This window comes from Achromobacter agilis (genome assembly GCF_900496965.1).
GTDB lineage: Bacteria > Pseudomonadota > Gammaproteobacteria > Burkholderiales > Burkholderiaceae_B > Achromobacter > Achromobacter agilis.
The window spans coordinates 1-18598 of record NZ_UFQB01000039.1; the positions used below are offsets into that span (position 1 = coordinate 1).

Consider the following 18598-nt stretch of genomic DNA (forward strand, 5'->3'; position numbering starts at 1 on the left):
CGGCCGCCGTGTCGCCGGCGCCCGCCAAAGCCGAGTCGGGCGCCGCGGCGCCCGCCTCGCCCACGACGGCGCCCGCGCCCGCTGCGCCGGAAGCCGCCAAGTAAAGTCCGCGCCAGGATACCGGTTTGCTGTAGCGCAAAGGGTGGCGGGTCGCCGGTACACGCCGGCGCCCGCATCCGGCGATAATCCGGGCCATGACTTATCAACTCCTGAAAATGCTCCACGTGGCGGCCGTGGTCGCCTGGCTGGGCGGCTCGCTGTTCGTGTCGCTGTTCCTTCTGTCCTCGCAACCGCAGGACGGCGACGAAGCCCCGAAAGAACGCAAGATGCTGCGCGCCCTGCGCCGATGGACGCTGTTCGTCACCACGCCGGCCATGGTGCTGACCTGGCTCGTGGGCCTGCACCTGGCCATGACGTTCGGCTGGTTCGCCATGAGCTGGATCTGGGTCAAGATCGGCTTCGCGCTGGCTTTGTCGGCGCTGCTCGGCATCCAGAGCGCGGCCCTGCGCCGCATGGCGGACGGCAGCGCCCGCCGTCCGCCGCTGGTCGATCTCTATGCGCCGTTCACCGTCGTGGCCTCCGCCGCGATCGTGACGCTGGTCGTCGTCAAGCCTTTCTGATCCCGCGCGCGAAGCCCGCGCCGCGGGCATATGCCGCGCGGCCATAACCAAACACCCCTGTAATAACGACTCAACGAAGTATTCGTTCGCCCGGAGGGTCCCCGTCCCTAGAATCGTTTCTCTCATAACCGCTTAGCCTGAGAGGCGATTCCAATATGACTCCCCGTTTTTTGAAGAAGCTGCTTGGCGTGGTGCTGGCCTCGGCGGCGATGTTCCATGGACCCGCGTTTTCGGCCGATCCCAAGCCTTTGAAGGTTGGCGTGCGCGGCGGCGTCGACGAGCAGATCTGGGAGGTGGTGGCCCAGGTCGCCAAGAACAACGGCCTGGCCGTGGAGCCGGTGGTCATCACCGGCACCGCCAGCCCCAACGAGGCGCTGAACAACGGCGACCTGGAGGCCAACGCCTTCCAGCACATTCCCTTTCTGAACGATCAGATCAAGCAGCGCGGCTATAAGCTGGTGCCGGTGGCCAATACGCTGATCTCGCCGATCGCGTTCTATTCCCGCAAGTACAAGTCGCTGAAGGATCTGCCGGACGGCGCCCGCGTCGGCATTCCCAATGATCCCAGCAACCAGACGCGCGCGCTGGTCATCCTGCGCGACCAGGGCCTGATCACCCTGAGGGACGGCTTCGATCCGGCCACGGGCACGGCCACGCTGGCGGACGTGACCTCCAATCCGAAGAAGCTCGAGTTCGTCGAGAGCGCGTCCGTCGTGCTGGCGCGCTCGCTGCCCGACGTGGACACCGCCGCCATCGTCAACAGCTTCGCCTATCAGGCCGGGCTGATCGCCACGCGCGACGGCATCGCGGTCGAGAAGAAAGAAAACAACCCCTACGTGAACATCATCGTGGTCCGCGAGCAGGACAAGCATGCGCCGTGGGTGCCCGAGCTGATCAAGGCCTATCACTCGGAAGAAGTGCGCCAGTTCATCCTGAGCAAGTACGAAGGCTCGGTGATCCCGGTTTTCTGAGCCATGATGCAACACGAATTTTCCATTGGGGAGCAGGCCGCCGCGCCGCTGCCCCAGGCGCTTGACGCCCATATCGTGTTCGAAGGGCTGCAAAAGCGCTATGAGGGCGCGCAGGGGCCGGTCGCGGCGCTGTCCGACGTGTCGTTCTCGATCGCCCGCGGCGAGGTGTTCGGCATCATCGGGCGCAGCGGCGCCGGCAAGTCCACGCTGCTGCGCTCCATCAACATGCTGGAGCGGCCCAGCGCAGGCCGCGTGCGGGTCGACGGTGTGGATGTGGGCGGGCTCGACGAGAACGCGCTGGTGGGGCTGCGCCGCCGCATCGGGATGATCTTCCAGCACTTCAACCTGCTGTCCGCCAAGACCGTGGCCGAGAACGTGGCTTTGCCGCTGCGCGTGGCCGGGGTGAAGCCCGCCGCGGCGCGCGCCCGCGTCGAGGCCCTGCTGGACCTGGTGGGGCTGCGCGATAAGGCGGACACGTATCCGGCCAAATTGTCCGGCGGCCAGAAGCAGCGGGTCGGCATCGCGCGGGCGCTGGTGCACGAGCCGGAAATCCTGCTGTGCGACGAAGCCACGTCGGCGCTGGACCCCGAAACCACGCACGCGATCCTGACGCTGCTGCGCGACATCAACCGCAAGCTGGGCCTCACCGTGGTGCTGATCACGCACGACATGGCGGTGATCCGCGAGATCTGCCACAAGGTGTTGGTGCTGGACGGCGGCCGCAAGGTCGAGCAGGGCGAGGTCTGGCGCGTATTCGGCAATCCGCAGGCGGACGCCACGCGCGCCTTGCTGCGGCCCTTGCAGCACGACCTGCCGGCCGACCTGGAGGCCAGGCTGGTGCCGGACCTGCAAGGCCGCGACGGCCTTGCCGTGCTGCGCCTGCGTTTCACGGGGCAGGGACGGCCCGAGGGCGTTTCCCTGCAGGCGCTGGCCGCGCTGGGGCCAGGCGCGACGCTGTTGCATGGCGGGCTGGACCGACTGCGCGGCCACGCGCAGGGCAGCCTGCTGGTGTCGGTGCCCGCCGGCGCATTACAGGAAGAAGCCACGCGCGCCGCGCTGGTGGCCGATCAGATCAAGGTGCTGGGCTATGTCGCTGCCGATGCTTGATAAATACCTGCAGGCGTTCCTGCAGACCCTGGCGATGGTCGGCATTTCGGCCGCCATCGCGATCGTTTCCGGCCTGGCGCTGGCGGTGGTGCTGACCATCACCGCGCCCGGCAATCTGTATCCGCGGCCGCGCTTCAACAAGGCGCTGTCGATCACGGTGAATACGTTCAGGGCCATTCCCTTCATCATCCTGCTGGTGGCCATGCTGCCTTTCACGCGCTTCCTGGTGGGCACCACGCTGGGCACGTGGGCGGCCATCGTGCCGCTGTCGGCCAACCTGGTGCCGTTCTTCGCGCGCATCGCGCAGGTCAGCCTGAACGAGGTGGACCATGGGCTGGTGGAGGCCGCGCGCGCCATGGGATGCCGGCGCTGGCACATCGTGCGCCACGTGCTGCTGCCCGAAGCGCTGCCCGGGATCATCGGGGGCATGACAGTGAGCGTCATCGCCATGATCAACGCCTCGGCCATGGCGGGCGCCGTGGGTGCGGGCGGCCTGGGCGACCTGGCGATCCGCTACGGATACGAGCGCTACGAGACCCGCGTGATGTTCGAGGTGATCGTGATCCTGATCGCCCTGGTGTCGATCGTGCAGTTCACCGGGGAATGGCTGTCGCGCCGCGCCGACCATAAACGTTGATTTCCGCGCAAGGGCGGCATGCCCTTGCCCATCCTGACGATAGGAATCCAGAGATGTCCGATATTCCGCAACACGGCTTCGCCACGCGCGCCATCCACCTGGGCTACGACCCGCTGGACGAGCAGGGCGCGCTGTCGCCGCCGCTCTACCTGACCTCCACGTATACCCAGGACAGTATCGAGGCCTTCGACCAGATCCGCCTGGGAGAACGGCAGGGCTACGTGTACGGCCGCACGCGCAACCCGACGCAGGCGCTGCTCGAAGCGCGGCTCGCGTCGCTGGAAGGCGCGGAGGCCGGCGTGGTGACCGCCTCCGGCATGGCGGCCATTTCGGCGACTTTGTTCTCGCTGCTGCAAAGCGGCGACGAAATCGTGGTCGACCAGATTGTGTACGGCACGGCCTTCACGCTGTTCGCGCAGGGCCTGACGCGCTTCGGCGTGCGCGCGGTGTTCGCCGACTTCACCCGCCCGGAAGCCGTGGCTGCGGCCATCGGCCCCAAGACGCGCGCCGTCTACTTCGAGACCCCGGCCAATCCGAACCTGCGCCTGGTCGACATCGCCGCCGTGTCCGCCATCGCCCGCGGCAAAGGCCTGCTGACCATCGTCGACAACACCTTCGCCACACCGGTGCTGCAGCGTCCGCTCGCGCACGGCGCCGACATCGTGCTGCATTCCGCCACCAAATACCTGGGCGGGCATGGCGACCTGCTGGCCGGCGCGGTACTGGGACGCCAGGAACACATCGACGCGATCCGGTTGCAAGGCCTGCGCTACTTTACCGGCGCAACCCTGTCGCCCTTTACGGCGTTTCTGGTGCTGCGCGGCATCAAGACGCTGGAGCTGCGCGTGCAGCGTCATAGTGAATCGGCCCGGCAGGTCGCGCAGCTGCTGCGCGGGCATGCCGCGGTGGCGGATGTGTTCTATCCGGGCCTGCCCGACACGCCGGGGGCGGACATCGCCCGGCGTCAGTTGTCGGCGGGCGGCGGCCTGGTCGCGTTCGAACTGAAGGGCGGTCTCGCGGCCGGCCGGACGCTGCTCGACAGCCTGAAGCTGGCGCGGATCGCGGTCAGCCTGGGCGATCCCGAAACCTTGATCCAGCATCCCGCGTCCATGACGCACGCAAGCTACTCGGCCGAAGACCGCGAGCGCTACGGCCTGTCGGAGGGCCTGCTGCGCCTGTCCGTGGGCCTGGAAACGCCCGAGGACATCCTGGCGGATCTCAAACAGGGCCTGGACCGGCTGTAGCCGGCGCCGGCTAGGCCGCCTCGCGCCGCCATGCGATCCATTCGCCTTCCTCCCCGAAATTGCGAGGGCCGCGGCTGGCGGCGGACAGCCCCGCGCGCAGCGCGTCCATGTCCAGTCCGGGCAGGTTGCGCAACAGGGCGGAAGGCAGGCGGTCGATATCCAGCACGGTTTGGTCGAATTCCATCGCCATCAGTCCGCCGCCGTCGCTGGGCACCCGGACGAGCCAGAGGCCTTCCATGTAGTCGCCGGACCACGGATCGGGGAACATGGCCTGCGTGTAGCGGAATCCGAACTCATGGATCTCGTCCCAGGGCCAGAACTCCCGCAACCCCATCGCGCGCGCAAGCTCGCCGCTGCGGATGAAGCCGGCGTCGTCGAAACTCACGGTTTCGCGCAGGGGATCCTCGGGCGGCGTGGGGCCGGCGAGGAGCCGCTTGATGAATGACCACATGGTGCGCCACGAAAGAGGAAGTGAGGAAGTCCTTTGCGGACCCGGCCAGGCAAAGATGCTACAACCGATGGTTCACGTCAAACCAGCACCGGCTGCCCTGCGTGGCGTCGGGCGTTCGCCGGCAACGACGCGGGCGGCCGCCCGGCGGCCGCGGGCCCGGTGGCAAGCGCAACAAGGAGAGCCCCCATGACGGACAAGACGCCGGACGCCACCGACAAGGACCTCGCGGCCGCGCCCGAGGACGTGGCCGAACCCGTGCTGGAAGTCCGCAAGCGTATTTCCGCGCGCGTGGCCGCCGCGCGGCAGGAAGCCGTGGCGGTGCTGGCGGACATCGCGAGCCGCCATCACGCCAGCGACCCCGCCCAGGCGCGCGAGGCCCTGCGTTCGGTCATCGAGGAACTGTCGCCGGACGATGCGCACGCCGTCCACCGCGCGCTGCTGGAGGCGGGCGCGGGGACGCCGGACGCGTTACGCAACGCCGACGACGAACTGGTCGCGGATTGGCGCGAAGGCATCTATCCCTATCGCCATCGCATGCTGCGGCGGAACTACGAAAAGCAGAAGTACCGCCTGCAGGTGGAACTGCTGAAGCTGCAGGCCTGGGTCAAGGCCACGGGCCAGCGCGTCGTCATCCTGTTCGAAGGCTGCGACGCGGCGGGCAAGGGCGGCACCATCAAGCGCATGATGGAGCACCTGAACCCTCGCGGCGCGCGCGTGGTCGCCCTGGAAAAGCCGTCCGACACCGAACGCGGCCAGTGGTACTTCCAGCGCTACGTGCAGCATCTGCCCACGGCCGGCGAGATCGTGATGTTCGACCGCTCCTGGTACAACCGCGCCGGCGTCGAGCGCGTCATGGGCTTTTGCACGCACGGCGAATACCAGGATTTCCTGCGCCAGGTGCCGGATTTCGAGCGCCATCTCGTCAGCAGCGGCATCCACCTGATCAAGTTCTGGTTCTCGGTCAGCCGCGAGGAACAGCTCCGCCGGTTCCAGCAGCGCAAGGTCCATCCGCTCAAGCAATGGAAGCTGAGTCCGGTGGACCTGGCGTCGCTGGACAAATGGGACGACTACACGCGTGCCAAGGAAGCGATGTTCGCGCATACCGACACCGCGGACGCGCCGTGGGTGGTGGTCAAGTCCGACTGCAAGAAGCGCGCGCGGCTCAATGCCATGCGCTATGTGCTGAGCCGCCTGCCGTATGAAGGCAAGAGCAGCGATCCGGCGCTGGCGCTGGATTCGCTGATCGTGGGCCGCGCGCTCTGAATCAGGCGCCCAGCGCCAGCAGGTTCAGCACGTGGCTGCGCCCGATCCAGAGGGCGCAGTCGCGGTGGTCGCGCAGGGAATCGCCGGTATTGGGATGCATGAAGACATCCAGGGCGCCGTGGTGCAGCGCGAGCCAGGTCGCGATCTCGGCAAAGTGCAGAGGCGCGAAAGCGATCTGGTAGCTCCATTGGGGATGCGGGCCGACGGGGCGTTCATGGAAACGCCCCAGTTCCATCTTGCCGTCGAATCTTGCGGCGATCCGCTCGCGTAGCGCGAACGCGGCGTCCCTGCTGCCGGCGTCGAAGTACACATGGGCATGCCAGCTGGCGACGCTCGCCATCGATAGATCAGTCATTGTTCGTTCTCCGTTCGCGCTAGCCGCCGGCGCGCTTGGCGCGATGGCCCAGTTTCTGCAAGGCGTCGATGATGCGGTCGCAGTGGTCTCCCTGTACTTCGATCACGCCGTCCTTGACGGTTCCGCCCGTGCCGCAGGCGGTGCGCAATTGCTTGCCCAGCGCGTTCAGCGCGGCGCCGTCCAGGGCCAGGCCCTTGACCACGGTCACGCTTTTGCCGCCGCGGCCCTTGGTTTCGCGGGACACGCGGGCGGTGCCGTCGCCGGCCGGGGGCGCCTTGGCGGCCTGCTTGCACAGACATTGCGCCAGGGGCTTGCGGCACTCGGGGCACATCCGGCCGCCGTCCGTGGAATAGACGAGGCCGCCTGGCGCGCTGCGTTTCATGATGTTCATGCGCGCGCTCATTTGCCGCGCATCTGGTCGATCAGCCGACGGTCCCGTTTGGTTGGCCGGCCCGCTTCTATTTCCAGCGCCGGCTCGGGCGCCAGGCGGCGCATCTCTGCCGCGCGTTCGCGTGCCGCCACGCTGTCGGGGGTTTCTTCGTAGAGCTGCCGCGCCACGGGGGCGGGGCCGCGCACGCCGCTGATGGCCACGACCCGCACGCGCAGCGCCGGGTCTTCCTTGCGGATGGCGATGAGGTCGCCGGGCGCGACTTCGCGCGCGGGTTTGGCGGGCTGGTCGTTCACCAATACCCGGCCTTTGCCGATTTCCTGCACGGCCAGGCTGCGCGTTTTGTAGAAACGCGCAGCCCAAAGCCATTTGTCGAGTCGGATTTTGTCCATGCTGCCTGTCCCTGCCGGATTGCTGTGTCAGGGATGATGATAGCCGGGCCGGCGGGCCCGGCACCACTCAGTCCAGGCTCAGGTTCGCTTCCTTGACCACGCGCTGCCACTTGGCGATTTCGGCGCGGCGGAAGGTGTCCAGTTCGGCGGGCGTCGAGCCGATGGGCTCCGCGCCGATGCCGGCGAGCTGCCCGGCGATGGCGGGATCCTTCAAGACCTTGGCCAGCGCCTGCGACACCTGCTCCACGATCGCGGGCGGGGTGCCAGCCGGGGCGAACACGGCGTTCCATTCATAGGTTTCATAGCCCGGCACGCCGGACTCGGCGATGGTGGGCAGATCGGGCGCGGTCTTGGAGCGCTCCAGGCCGCCGACGGCGACGGCGCGCAGCTTGCCGTTCTTCACGTGCTGCCAGGCCGACCCCATGCTTGCGAACATCACCGGCACCTGGCCCGACATCACGTCGATCATGGCCGGACCGCCGCCTTTGTAGGCCACGTGCTGCAGCTGGGTTTTGGCAAGTAGGTTGAACAGCTCGCCGGCCAGATGCTGCGCCGAGCCCGGGCCCGCCGAGGCGAAATACACGTGGTCCTTCGCGCCGGGCTGCCCCAGCTTGATCAGGTCGGCCACGGTCTTGACTTCATACGACGGCGTGACCACCAGCACGTTCGGAACGCGCAGCAGCAGGGAGACGGGCGCGAACGCCGTCAGCGTGTCGAACTGCATCTTCGAATGCAAGGCGGGATTCTGTGCGTGGTTGGAGGCGTCCAGCATCAGCGTATAGCCGTCGGGCTGGGCCTTGGCCACGACCGCGCCGCCGATCATGCCGCCGGCGCCGCCCCGGTTTTCGATGACGACGGGCTGGCCCAGCTCCGCGGCCAGCTTGGGGCCGATCAGGCGCGCCACCACGTCCACGGTGCCGCCGGGCGGATAGGTGACGACCAGCGTGATGGCGCGTTCGGGATAGGCGGCGGAGGCGGCGCCGGCCGCGCCGGCGAGCAGGCCGGCGGCCGCGAACAGGGCGCTGCGGCGCGCCAGGCGTTGGAACAGGTGGGTCATGGTTTGTCTCCTTGGAATTGGAACAGCTGCAACGGCGTGTCGGCAAGCAGGATGCGCCGGTGCTCGGGGTCGTCGATCCAGGCGTCCAGCCACTGCGTTGCGGCGGGGTAGGACGCCAGATGGCGATGTTCGGTATGGGGCCAGTCGCTGCCCCACATGAGGCGGGCGGGCGTATAGGCGTCGAGCAGTTGCTGCGCGGCGATCCGCCCGGATGCCGCGCAGGCCGGGGTCTGCCAGTTGCGGTAGGGCGCGGACAGCTTGACCCACACGCGGCCGCTGCTGGCCTGGCGCAGCAGGTACTGGAAGCCGGGGTCGGATACGCCCAGCGCGGGATCGGGGCGGCCGAAATGATCCACGACCACGCGGCACGCCGCGGCCAGCAGCGCCGGCAGGATTTCGGGCAGGCGGGCAGCCGGGAGATGGACTTCGACGTGCCAGCCCAGCGCGTTCACGCGGTCCAGCAGCGCGCGCCAGCGGGGCAGGCGCAGGTCGGGAACGGGCAGGCCGATCAGGTTCAGCCGGATGCCCACCACGCCTGCGCGGGCCAGCGCCTGCAATTGCGCGGGATCGATGCCGGGCGCCACCACGGCGACGCCGCGCAGGCGCCCGGGCGCGGCGCGCAGGGCCTCGGCCAGATGGCTGTTGTCGGTGCCCAGGAAGCTGGGCTGCACCAGCACGCCGTGGCTCAGTCCATGCGCGTCCAGCAGCGCCAGGTAGCTGGCCAGCGTGGCGTCGTAGTCCGGGGTGTGGCGGCGCGTCGTGGCCAGCGCCAGTCCCTGGCGGAATACGTGGGCATGGGTGTCGACGGCGGCGCCGGTCGAAAGCGTGGGCAAAGCGGTCTCCTGCGCGGTGCGCGGGCGGGGCCCGGCGCTGTTCTATAAGCCGGGATTCTAAGAAGACGCTGTATAGTTTTCTATTTGGGATAACTGTTTTATATATATCGATTCAATATGGAAACCCGGCACCTGCGTTACTTCCTGGCGGTGGTGGACCATGGCAGCGTCAGCCGCGCATCGGAGTGGCTGGGCATCGCGCAGCCGGCCTTGAGCCAGGCGTTGGGCCGCATGGAGAAAGACCTGGGCGTGCGCCTGTTCGATCGCTCGCGCCGGGGCGCCGCGCCGACGCCCGCGGCGCTGGCTATCCTGGAAGACGTGCGGATCAGCGTGGCGCGCATCGACGCTGCGGCGCACCGGGCGCGCGAGATCGGCCGCGGCAGCGCGGGGCAGTTGACCATCGGCCTGGTGTCGTCCGCCTTGTTCGACACCTTGCCGCGCGCGCTGCGTGAAATGCGCCGGCAGGCGCCGGGTGTGCGCGTGATCCTGCGCGAAATGAGCAACGCCGAGCAGGCCGAAGCCCTGCAGACTGGCGAGATCGATCTGGGCCTGATGCACACGCCGGTCGCCGTGGGCGGCCGCATGCGCGAACGGCTGCTGCTGCGCGACCGGCTGGTGGCGGCGGTGCCGGACGAATTCGACGTGGCGGACGACGCAATGGTCTCGATGGCGCAGATCGCCCAGGCCGGATTGGTGATGTATCCGCAAGCGCAGCTGCCGGCCTTCTACGCCGGCATTCTGGATGCGATGCGCAAGGGCGGCCATGATGCGCAGGTGGCGCAAGAGGCCAACCGCACGCTGACCGTGCTGTCCTGCGTGGCGGGCGGTTGCGGCGTGGCGCTGCTGCCCAGCTGGATCCGCACGATGAACTTCAGGGGCGTGCGCTTTTGCGATGTGCGCGATGGGCAGCGCCTGCCCAGCTTCGACCTGAGCGCGATCTGGCCGGCACGGTCCGTGCCGACGCTGGCCGATCTGTTCGCCAACCTGGACCTGGGCGCGCGCTGAGGCCATTCCTTTCATTGCGCATGCGTCCGCCCTGTCAGAACGCTTAAGCCAGGCTTAAAGCGCGCGTTTCTCCGGAACCTGACGGCAAGGCCCCGTCTAACCAGAAACGGTTGGAGGACTTGCCCATGGATCTGAATTGGCAGCAGCAACTCGCCGAAAGCGCGCTGTGGCTCGCGCAGGCGTTCGGCATTACCGCCGTCGCGCTGGCACTGGCCGCGGCCGTGCTCGCGCGGACCACGGATTGGGGACGGAAGTTCTGGCGGCTGGCGTGGCCTTACCTCAATCCCCGCCGCAGCTGGCGGCCCTTGCTGACGCTGGCGCTGCTGCTGTTCCTGGCGATGTTCGCGGTGCGCATGACCGTGCTGTTTTCATTCTGGTACAACGGCTTCTACAGTGCGCTGCAGGCGCTGGACGAGTCCGCGTTCTGGCGGTTCCTGGGCATATTTTCCGTGCTCGCCTGTGTGCACGTGGCGAGGACCCTGGCGGACAGCTACGCCGGGCAGGCCTTCGACATCCGCTGGCGCGTCTGGCTTAACGAGCGCCTGACGCGCGACTGGCTGGGCGCGGGCGCCTACTATCGCGGCCATTTCCTGGACGCGCCGGTCGACAATCCCGACCAGCGCATCGAGCAGGACATCGCCATGTTCGTCACCGGCTCGCGCACTTTGGCGATCGGCGCGCTGAGCGCGATCGTGTCGCTGGTGGCGTTCACGTCCATTCTTTGGGGGCTGTCGGGCGCGCTGACCGTGGGCGGGGTGGAGATCCCGCGGGCCATGGTGTTCATGGTGTATCTGTACGTGATCGTGGCCACGCTGTTCGCCTTTCGCATCGGGCGGCCGCTGATCCGGCTGAACTTCCTGTCCGAACGCCTCACCGCGAACTTCCGCTATGCGCTGGTGCGCCTGCGCGAGAACGCGGAGAACGTCGCGTTCTACCAGGGCGAAGACGTGGAGCGCGCCACCCTCTGGACCCGTTTCACCGCCTATATCGCGAACCTGTGGGCGCGCGTGTACCGGGGCCTGAAGTTCGACGGCTTCAATCTGTCGGTGAGCCAGGTGGCCGTGGTGTTTCCTTTCATCCTGCAGGCGCCGCGCTTTTTCAGCGGCGCCATCAAGCTGGGCGACGTCATCCAGACCTCGCAGGCATTCGGGCAGGTGCAGGATTCGCTGTCGTTCTTCCGCACGTCATACGACACCTTTGCGCAGTACCGCGCCACGCTGGACCGGCTCAATGGATTCCTGGACGCCAACGAGGCCGCGCGCGCCTTGCCGTCCGTGCAGACGGAGGCGCTGCCCGACGGACTGGACATCGAGGGCGTGCAATTGCGCCGGCCCGACGGCGAGATCCTGCTGCGCGGCCTGGACCTGCGGTTGCGGCCGGGGCAGGCCCTGTTGATCAAAGGGCCGTCAGGCAGCGGCAAGACCACGCTGTTGCGCGCGCTGGCTGGCCTGTGGCCGTATGCCGAGGGCAAGGTAAGGCGCCCGCAGGGCGCGTCCGCGCTGTTCCTGTCGCAGCGGCCCTATCTGCCCCTGGGCGATCTGCGCGGCGCGGTGGCCTACCCGGGCCTGGCGCAGCCCGAGGACGACGCCCGCCTGGCCGACGCGCTGCGGCAGGTGAACCTGGGGCACCTGGCCGGCCGGCTCGATGAGGTGGCGGACTGGGCGCGCATTCTGTCCATCGGCGAGCAGCAGCGCGTGGCGTTCGCGCGCGTGCTGTTCAATCGGCCGGCTATCGTATTCCTGGACGAGGCCACGTCCGCCACCGACGAAGGCCTGGAGCATGCGCTGTACAGCCTGCTGCGCAGCGCGCTGCCGGCGTGCATGCTGGTCAGTGTGGGCCATCGCAGCACGCTGGATGCGTTCCATACCGATCGGCTCGACCTGGACGGCGCGGGCAACTGGAGAACGGGCCGGATGGAAGCGCGGGCCCAGCCGGTGGAACTGCGCCGCGCCGCGGCCTGAGGCGCGATGCGGCCCTGCGCCCGCGCGGCGGGTCAGGTGCCCATGCGCAACGGGCCGGTCAGCTTGCGCAGCGCGGCGACCACGCTTTGCGCGGTGATGCGGCCGGTTTTGGGATTGGCCGAAGGGATGTTCTGGATTTCCATCGAGAACGAAGCGGAATCGGAGGCGACCTCGACGCGGTGGATGTTGCGTTCCAGGGAGGGATCTGCCCAGATTTCCAGCGTGGTGCGGTCCGGCCCGATGCCGGCGAGCGAAACGCTGACCGCCACGTTCAGGTTGGCCGGGAACCCCACCGCGGCTTCGCGCGGCGATCCGCGGAAGATCAGGCGGGGTTCGGTGATGGCGGAGATGTCGATGTCGTGCTCGGCCAGGTAGGGCGCGCCCAGCAGGCCGCGCACCGGCTTGCGGGTGATCATAGTGACGGAATGGATGACGCCTTCCGCAGCGGCGGTGATGGCGTCGAGGCCGAGGATGGCGCCGGACGGCACCACGATCTGGCCTTGATGGGCGCGGGCGAGCTCGATCAGGTCGTCGTGGCGCAGCAGGGCGCCGGAGCTCAGCACGATCAGCTTCTTGCCGGCGCGCAGCACCGGTTCGGCGATGTCGCGGAACACGGCGGCGGGCGCGCATTCGACGACCACGTCGCACTGCTCGTGCAGCGCGCCGATGGTGGTGAAGGCGGGGGCGCCGTTGGCCCATGCGAAGGCCGGCGGGGCCTTGGGGTCGCGCACGGCGACGGCGGCCAGCGCGAGGCCGGGCAGCCCGGCGTCCAGGGATTGCGCCACGGCCTGGCCGATGGCGCCGAAGCCGGCGATGCCGACGCGGTAGCGGTTCATAGGGATCCGGAAGATAGATGCCGCGCGGCGGCGATTGGACGAGCGGCGCCAGGCTGGCGGACCGCAAGGAGTGAGGCCACTGTAGCCAGCGCGCGTGCCAGCGTCAATGCGTGGCGGCCGCGGTCCGCGGGGCTACACTGGCGCCTCGTACCGGCAGGAGCAACGCCATGCGGATTCTTCCAGAAACGCCTCTCGACCGCGAGGCCATTTTCACGCTGACGCAAGACGCGTTCAAAGACCATCCCCATAGCCAGCAGACCGAGGGCCACATCATCGACGCGCTGCGCGAGGCCGGCGCGCTGACGTTGTCGCTGGTCGCCTGGGACGGCGGCAGCCCGGTGGGGCACATTGCATTTTCGCCGGTGACGGTCGGCGATGGTTCGGCGGGCTGGTACGGCCTGGGGCCGCTGGCCGTGCGGCCGGACCGGCAGCGCCGCGGTGTCGGCGCGGCGCTGCTGCGCGAGGGCCTGGCCAGGCTCGAAGCGCTGGGCGCGGCGGGCTGCGTGGTGCTTGGCGACCCGGCCTACTATGGCCGTTTCGGCTTCGCCCGGGATGCGTCACTGACCTGCCCGGGCGTGCCGCCGGAGTACTTCATGGCGCGGGTTTTCACGCGTCCCGCGCGAGGCGAGGTCGCCTACCACGCCGCGTTTTCCGTTTAGCCGCCTTGCTGCGCGCCGGCCATGTAGTCGACCGCCAGATTGGACAGCGCGCGCACGCCGTTGATCAGCCCGGACTCGTCCACGTAGAAGCGCGGCGAATGGTTGGGCGCGGCCTTCTCCACGTCCGTGCCCTTGGGCGTCACTCCCAGGTAGAAGAACATGCCCGGCACCTTCTCCTGGTAGAACGAAAAGTCCTCGGAGGCGGTCGATTTGGGCTGCAAGCCGTAGTTGCCGTCGCCCGCCACGCGGCGCAGGGTCGAACCCATTTTTTCAGTCAGCGCCGGGTTGTTGACGGTGGCGTTATAGAGCTCCACCACGCGCACGTCCGCCTTGGCGCCCGCGCTCTGCGCGATCATGTCGGCGGTGCGCGCGATGCGCTGGTGGATGTCCTTCTTCATGCCTTCGTCGTAGGTGCGTATGGTGCCCGTCATGGCAACGCTGTCCGGCACGATGTTCATGCGGTTGCCGCCGTGGATCGCGCCCACGGTGATGACGGCGGGCTCCAGCATGCTGTTGATCTGGCGGCTGGGAATAGTCTGCAGGCCCAGGATGATCTGCGAGCTGACTACGATGGGGTCGATACCCGACCACGGCCGCGCGCCGTGCGTCTGCTTGCCGGTCACATCGATCCAGAACTGGTCGGCCGCCGCCATGGCGGGGCCGCTGCGCCACGAGAGCTTGCCGGCCGGATAGGCGCTCGACACGTGCAGCCCGAAGATGGCGTCGACCTTGGGATTGTCCAGCACGCCTTCCTGCACCATCATCTTGGCGCCCCAGATCTTCTTGCCGTCGGGTTCGAAATCGGCGGGGCTTTCCTCGGCGGGCTGGAAGATGAATTTGACGCTGCCGGGCAGTTCGTCCTTCATGCCGGCCAGCACTTCCGCGGTGGCCATCAGGATGGCGGTGTGGGCGTCATGGCCGCAGGCATGCATCACATCCACTTCCTTGCCCAGGTACGTGCCTTTCGCCTTGGACGCGAACGGCACGTCGGCCTGTTCCTTGACGGGCAGCGCGTCCATGTCGGCGCGCAGCGCCACCACGGGGCCGGGTTTGCCGCCCTTGAGCACGGCGACGACCCCGGTGCCGGCTACCCCAGTCTTCACGTCCATGCCGAGCGCGCGCAGGTGGTCGGCCACCAGCTTGGACGTACGCGTTTCCTGGTTGCCGAGTTCCGGATGCTGATGGATGTCGCGGCGCCAGGCGATGAGCTTGTCTTCGATGGCTTTGGCGCGCTGGTCGATCTGCGCGGCCAGGGCCGGATCGGGCGCGGGGGCCAGCGGTCCCTGCGTGCCGGGCGCGCTTTGCGCGGCGGCCGGGCCGGACATCAGCAGGTGGGCGGCAAGCGCCAGCGGGGCCAGACGGAACAGGGCGTTCGGTTGCGGCATGTCTCGTTCTCCTCTCGGTTGTTAACCTGTTATCGAGTGAGGATCTTACCCGAGCGTTTTGCCGCCGGCGTGTTTGTTACGGACACTTAAAAACAAGCCGTTTTGATTCCGGCCGGTGGAATTCCGCACGCCGGAAATCGGGCCGTCAGGCCGCGCGCAGGGCGCGCCTTGCGCCGCGCGCGACGATCAGCAGCAACAGGGCCGCCAGCAGCGACGCGGCGCCCGCAGCGAACATCGCGGCGTGAAAACCGCCGGTCAGCGCATCGGCGAACAGCGTGGCCGCATTGGCGGGCCGTCCGGGGATGTCGTGCAGCGTGATCGCGGCGCGCGCCAGGGCAGGCGCGTCGGGCGCGCCCGACCGCGACAGCGACGCCGTCAGCGCGTCGATCGCGCGTCCGCTCATCAACGCGCCCAGCAGCGCGATGCCTATCGTCATGCCGGTCTGGCGCAGCGCATTCATGGTGGCCGACGCCATGCCGGAACGCTCGCGCGGCACCGTGGCCATCACGGCCATGCTGGTCGACGGCACCGCCAGCCCCGTGCCCAGCCCCAGCAATACCAGCAGGGACCCGGACACCGCATAGGGCGTGTGGGCTTCGAAGCTGGTCATGCCCAGCATGGCCGCGCCGATGAGCGTATAGCCGGCGATCATCAGCCGGGGCAGGCCGAAGCGCTGGTTGAGCCGGCCGAACACCACCGAAACCAGTCCGGCCGCGGCGAACTGCGGCGCCAATTGCCAGCCGGCGGCCAGCGGCGACAGGCCCTGCACGTGCTGCAGGTACAGCGAGAAAAAGAACAGGCTGCTGTAGGCGGAAAATCCCAGCACGAAAGACGCGAAGTTGGTAATGGCGAAGCCGGCGTCGCGGAACAGGCTCAGCGGCAGGATGGGCCGCGCCGCGCGGTGCTCGACCCACAGGAAGGCGAGCAGTCCGGCGGCGGCGGTGGCGAGCGCGCCCACGGCCTGCGGCGCGGCCCAGCCATGTTCGCCCGCGGCGATCAGGCCGAAGGTCAGCGCACCCAGCCACAACACGCTCAGCGCCTGGCCCGCCGGGTCGAACGCGGCGTGTTCGGGGTGCGCGCTCTCCGTAATGCTCCAGGCGCCCAGCGCGATGGCCAGCGCGCCCACGGGGAGGTTGATCAGGAAGATGCTCTGCCAGTCGAAGTGCGCGACCAGCACGCCGCCCAGCATCGGGCCCACGATGAGCGAGATCGCGTTGCACGATGCCCAGACGCCGATGGCCTGGGCGCGCTCCTTTGGATCGGGGAACGCCTGTGTCAGCAGGGACAGCGCGCCCGGGACGAGCAGGGCCCCCGCCACGCCCTGCACCGCGCGGCCGATCAGCAGCGCCGTCAGGCCGTCGGCCAGCCCGCACAGGGCCGATCCCGCCGTGAACAGCAGCACGCCCGCCAGCCAAGAGCGCTTGCGGCCGTAGCGGTCGCCCAGCGGGCCTGCGGACAGCATGAAGGCCGAGAGGAACAGGGCGTAGGCGTCCACCACCCATTGCAGCCCGGCCATGTCGATGCGCAGGGCGGCCTGCATGGTGGGCAGCGCCACATTGACGATGCTGATGTCCAGGATGGTGATGAAACTGCCCAGGTTGACGGCCAGGACCAGGGCGCGGCGGCGTGCGGGATGCATAGCGGCGGAAGGAATGGGAGAAGGGGTATTCTATTTATCGACCGACCGTCGGTCAATTGAAAAAAGAATCGTTCTCAAATTTTGATCCCGGGCGAGCGCGTCCTCTACACTGGCGCCTTGCCGTTGAATGGATGCCTAGACAAGATGCCTGCCGCCCCTGATCCGCTCGCCTTGCCTGCAGGCCCGGCGGACGTCCGCAAGCCCCGCACCAAGCCCGCTGCGGTGCGCCTGGACGAGCTCATGGCCGCCGCGGAGGCGCTCTTCGTCGAGAAGGGCGTCGAGGCGGCCACGATCAGCGAGATCGTCGAACGGGCCGGCGTGGCCAAGGGCACGTTCTATCACTACTTCACCTCCAAGAACGACATGCTGGCGGCGCTGCGCGCCAAGTTTTCGCAGGGGTTCCTGGACCACATCGCGCGGGCGGTGGACGCCTGTGCGCCGGACGACGGCGTGGCGCGGCTGCGCGCCTGGACGCGCGCCGGCGTCGAGGCCTACTTCGACGGCTATGCGCTGCATGACGTGGTGTTCCACGACACCCATCATCCCGATCGCGGCGTGGCCGAGAAAAGCGCCGTGCTGAATCAGCTGGAAGGCATTCTGGAGGCCGGCGCCCGCGCCGGCTGCTGGACGCTGGACGACGCGGCGCTGGCCGCCATCGTGCTGTACCACGGCATGCACGGCGCGGTGGACGCCCGCATCGCGCAGGGCCTGCTGGATCCGCAAGACCTGTCCGCGCCGTTGGCAGAGATGTTCCTGCGTACGCTGGGCGTGCGCGCGGACTGAGGCCGCGCGCGGGCGTCCCGGCTACTGCAGCTTGATGCCCAGCTCCTTGATCAGCGGCCCCATGTCCGCGCGGTCCGCTTCGATCGTCGCCGCTAGTTCTTCCGGCGAGCTGCCGATCGGGATCATGCCCAGGGTTTCCATCTGCGCCTTCATCGCGGGTTCTTTCAGGATGTCCGACACGGATTTCTGGATCAGCGCTACACGGTCCCTGGGCGTGCCCGCCGGCGCCATCAGGCCGATCCACGGCTGCGGCGCATAGCCCTTCAAACCCGATTCTTCCAGCGTCGGCGTGCCGGGCAGGCCGCCGAAACGCTCGGGGCTCGTGATGGCCAGCGCGCGCAGGCGGCCGCTGTCGATCAGGCCCTTCGAACTGGACGGCGCGTCCAGGCCGACGTCGAGCTGGCCGCCGATCAGGTCGTTCTGGGTTTTGCCGGATGAGGACGACGGCACGTAAAGGGCCTTGATGCCCGCGCGCCGCGCGGTCTGTTCCCAGACGAGATGGAACGCGGTGCCGATGGAGAACGAGCCCACGCTGAGGTTGCGGGACTGGCTTTCGCGCACGAAGTCTTCCCAGGTCTTGAGCGGGCTGTCCTTGGGCACGATGAAAATGAAGGGCGTGCGCGCTACCAGCGAAATGGGCTGCAGGTCCTTCTGCGGGTCGAACGGCAGGCTGTCCACCGCGAACGGCACGATCGTGACGGACGAGGCCACGACCATGCCCAGCGTGTAGCCGTCGGGCGCGGATTTCACGAGCGCGCCCGTGCTGATGATGCCGGACGCGCCGGGCTTGTTCTCCACCACCACGGGCTGCCCCCAGGCGGCGCCGAGCTTGCTGGCCAGCACGCGCAGCATGACGTCCACGGGCCCGCCGGGCGGGTTGGACACGATGATCTTCACCGGCTTGTCCGGATAGGCGGCGGTGGCCGCCAGCGGCATCAGCAGCGCAAGCGCGAGCGCGGTTTGCTTGAACATGGAATTTCCCTTGAATCGTTGATATGGGGGGGGCGCCGGG

The 18598-nt window shown here is 68.3% G+C and carries 20 protein-coding genes; 10 read left to right on the plus strand and 10 right to left on the minus strand.

The features are described 5' to 3' along the window. Positions 1–194 precede the first annotated feature (194 nt). The 5 genes from AGI3411_RS28595 (at position 195) to AGI3411_RS28615 (ending at position 4579) form a co-directional block, all read left to right on the plus strand. Positions 195–620 carry a CopD family protein gene (locus AGI3411_RS28595; protein ID WP_129530689.1) on the plus strand — a complete coding sequence of 142 codons (426 nt, stop codon included), beginning with the start codon at positions 195–197 and terminating at the stop codon, positions 618–620. Between the two features lie 155 nt (positions 621–775). Further along, the gene (locus AGI3411_RS28600) at positions 776–1591 is read left to right on the plus strand and encodes a MetQ/NlpA family ABC transporter substrate-binding protein (RefSeq protein ID WP_129530690.1); all 816 of its coding nucleotides are present in this window, start codon (positions 776–778) and stop codon (positions 1589–1591) included. A 3-nt stretch (positions 1592–1594) separates the two neighbouring features. Beyond that, a complete protein-coding gene (locus AGI3411_RS28605) occupies positions 1595–2698 on the plus strand; it encodes a methionine ABC transporter ATP-binding protein (protein ID WP_129530691.1) in 1104 nt (367 codons plus the stop codon). Further along, a complete protein-coding gene (locus AGI3411_RS28610) occupies positions 2679–3335 on the plus strand; it encodes a methionine ABC transporter permease (RefSeq protein WP_129530692.1) in 657 nt (218 codons plus the stop codon). The genes AGI3411_RS28605 and AGI3411_RS28610 overlap by 20 nt, the downstream gene beginning before the upstream one ends. A gap of 53 nt (positions 3336–3388) precedes the next feature. After that, positions 3389–4579: a trans-sulfuration enzyme family protein gene (locus tag AGI3411_RS28615; RefSeq protein WP_129530693.1), complete on the plus strand. Its 1191-nt coding sequence runs from the start codon at positions 3389–3391 to the stop codon at positions 4577–4579. A gap of 10 nt (positions 4580–4589) precedes the next feature. Here AGI3411_RS28615 and AGI3411_RS28620 read toward each other — a convergent pair whose 3' ends face one another. Then, on the minus strand, positions 4590–5030 hold the full coding sequence (locus tag AGI3411_RS28620; protein WP_129530694.1) for a hypothetical protein: 441 nt from the start codon (positions 5028–5030) through the stop codon (positions 4590–4592). Between the two features lie 186 nt (positions 5031–5216). Here AGI3411_RS28620 and ppk2 point away from each other — a divergent pair, with 186 nt between their 5' ends. Further along, positions 5217–6293 (plus strand): polyphosphate kinase 2, encoded by a 1077-nt coding sequence (ppk2, locus tag AGI3411_RS28625; protein WP_129530695.1) that lies wholly within the window; start codon positions 5217–5219, stop codon positions 6291–6293. Position 6294: 1 nt separating this feature from the next. Here ppk2 and AGI3411_RS28630 read toward each other — a convergent pair whose 3' ends face one another. From AGI3411_RS28630 to AGI3411_RS28650, 5 genes are all read right to left on the minus strand, one after another. After that, positions 6295–6648 (minus strand): DOPA 4,5-dioxygenase family protein, encoded by a 354-nt coding sequence (locus AGI3411_RS28630; protein WP_129530696.1) that lies wholly within the window; start codon positions 6646–6648, stop codon positions 6295–6297. A 19-nt stretch (positions 6649–6667) separates the two neighbouring features. Beyond that, entirely contained in the window at positions 6668–7030 is a 363-nt protein-coding gene (locus tag AGI3411_RS28635) for a translation initiation factor Sui1 (protein ID WP_129530715.1), read from the minus strand. Positions 7031–7047: 17 nt separating this feature from the next. Further along, a complete protein-coding gene (locus AGI3411_RS28640; RefSeq protein ID WP_129530697.1) occupies positions 7048–7428 on the minus strand; it encodes an RNA-binding S4 domain-containing protein in 381 nt (126 codons plus the stop codon). Positions 7429–7495: 67 nt separating this feature from the next. Beyond that, entirely contained in the window at positions 7496–8485 is a 990-nt protein-coding gene (locus AGI3411_RS28645) for a tripartite tricarboxylate transporter substrate binding protein (RefSeq protein WP_129530698.1), read from the minus strand. Further along, positions 8482–9318: an amidohydrolase family protein gene (locus tag AGI3411_RS28650; RefSeq protein WP_129530699.1), complete on the minus strand. Its 837-nt coding sequence runs from the start codon at positions 9316–9318 to the stop codon at positions 8482–8484. The genes AGI3411_RS28645 and AGI3411_RS28650 overlap by 4 nt, the downstream gene beginning before the upstream one ends. Before the next feature lie 117 nt (positions 9319–9435). On the opposite strand from AGI3411_RS28650, the gene AGI3411_RS28655 reads away from it, so the two are divergent. Further along, the gene (locus tag AGI3411_RS28655) at positions 9436–10323 is read left to right on the plus strand and encodes a LysR family transcriptional regulator (RefSeq protein ID WP_129530700.1); all 888 of its coding nucleotides are present in this window, start codon (positions 9436–9438) and stop codon (positions 10321–10323) included. A gap of 125 nt (positions 10324–10448) precedes the next feature. After that, positions 10449–12284, plus strand: coding sequence for an ABC transporter ATP-binding protein/permease (locus AGI3411_RS28660; protein ID WP_129530701.1), 1836 nt, complete (start codon positions 10449–10451; stop codon positions 12282–12284). A gap of 32 nt (positions 12285–12316) precedes the next feature. Here AGI3411_RS28660 and AGI3411_RS28665 read toward each other — a convergent pair whose 3' ends face one another. Then, positions 12317–13120, minus strand: a complete 804-nt coding sequence (locus AGI3411_RS28665; protein ID WP_129530702.1) for an aspartate dehydrogenase — start codon at positions 13118–13120, stop codon at positions 12317–12319. Between the two features lie 167 nt (positions 13121–13287). Here AGI3411_RS28665 and AGI3411_RS28670 point away from each other — a divergent pair, with 167 nt between their 5' ends. Further along, positions 13288–13779 (plus strand): GNAT family N-acetyltransferase, encoded by a 492-nt coding sequence (locus AGI3411_RS28670; protein WP_129530703.1) that lies wholly within the window; start codon positions 13288–13290, stop codon positions 13777–13779. Here AGI3411_RS28670 and AGI3411_RS28675 read toward each other — a convergent pair. Both AGI3411_RS28675 and AGI3411_RS28680 read right to left on the minus strand, forming a co-directional pair. After that, positions 13776–15164, minus strand: a complete 1389-nt coding sequence (locus AGI3411_RS28675) for an amidohydrolase (RefSeq protein ID WP_129530704.1) — start codon at positions 15162–15164, stop codon at positions 13776–13778. The genes AGI3411_RS28670 and AGI3411_RS28675 overlap by 4 nt on opposite strands. A gap of 145 nt (positions 15165–15309) precedes the next feature. Then, the gene (locus tag AGI3411_RS28680) at positions 15310–16803 is read right to left on the minus strand and encodes an MFS transporter (protein ID WP_129530705.1); all 1494 of its coding nucleotides are present in this window, start codon (positions 16801–16803) and stop codon (positions 15310–15312) included. Positions 16804–16947: 144 nt separating this feature from the next. Here AGI3411_RS28680 and AGI3411_RS28685 point away from each other — a divergent pair, with 144 nt between their 5' ends. Further along, positions 16948–17586 (plus strand): TetR/AcrR family transcriptional regulator, encoded by a 639-nt coding sequence (locus AGI3411_RS28685; RefSeq protein ID WP_129530706.1) that lies wholly within the window; start codon positions 16948–16950, stop codon positions 17584–17586. 21 nt (positions 17587–17607) lie between these two features. On the opposite strand, the gene AGI3411_RS28690 is transcribed toward AGI3411_RS28685, so the two are convergent. Then, positions 17608–18558: a Bug family tripartite tricarboxylate transporter substrate binding protein gene (locus AGI3411_RS28690; protein ID WP_129530707.1), complete on the minus strand. Its 951-nt coding sequence runs from the start codon at positions 18556–18558 to the stop codon at positions 17608–17610. Positions 18559–18598: the final 40 nt, after the last annotated feature.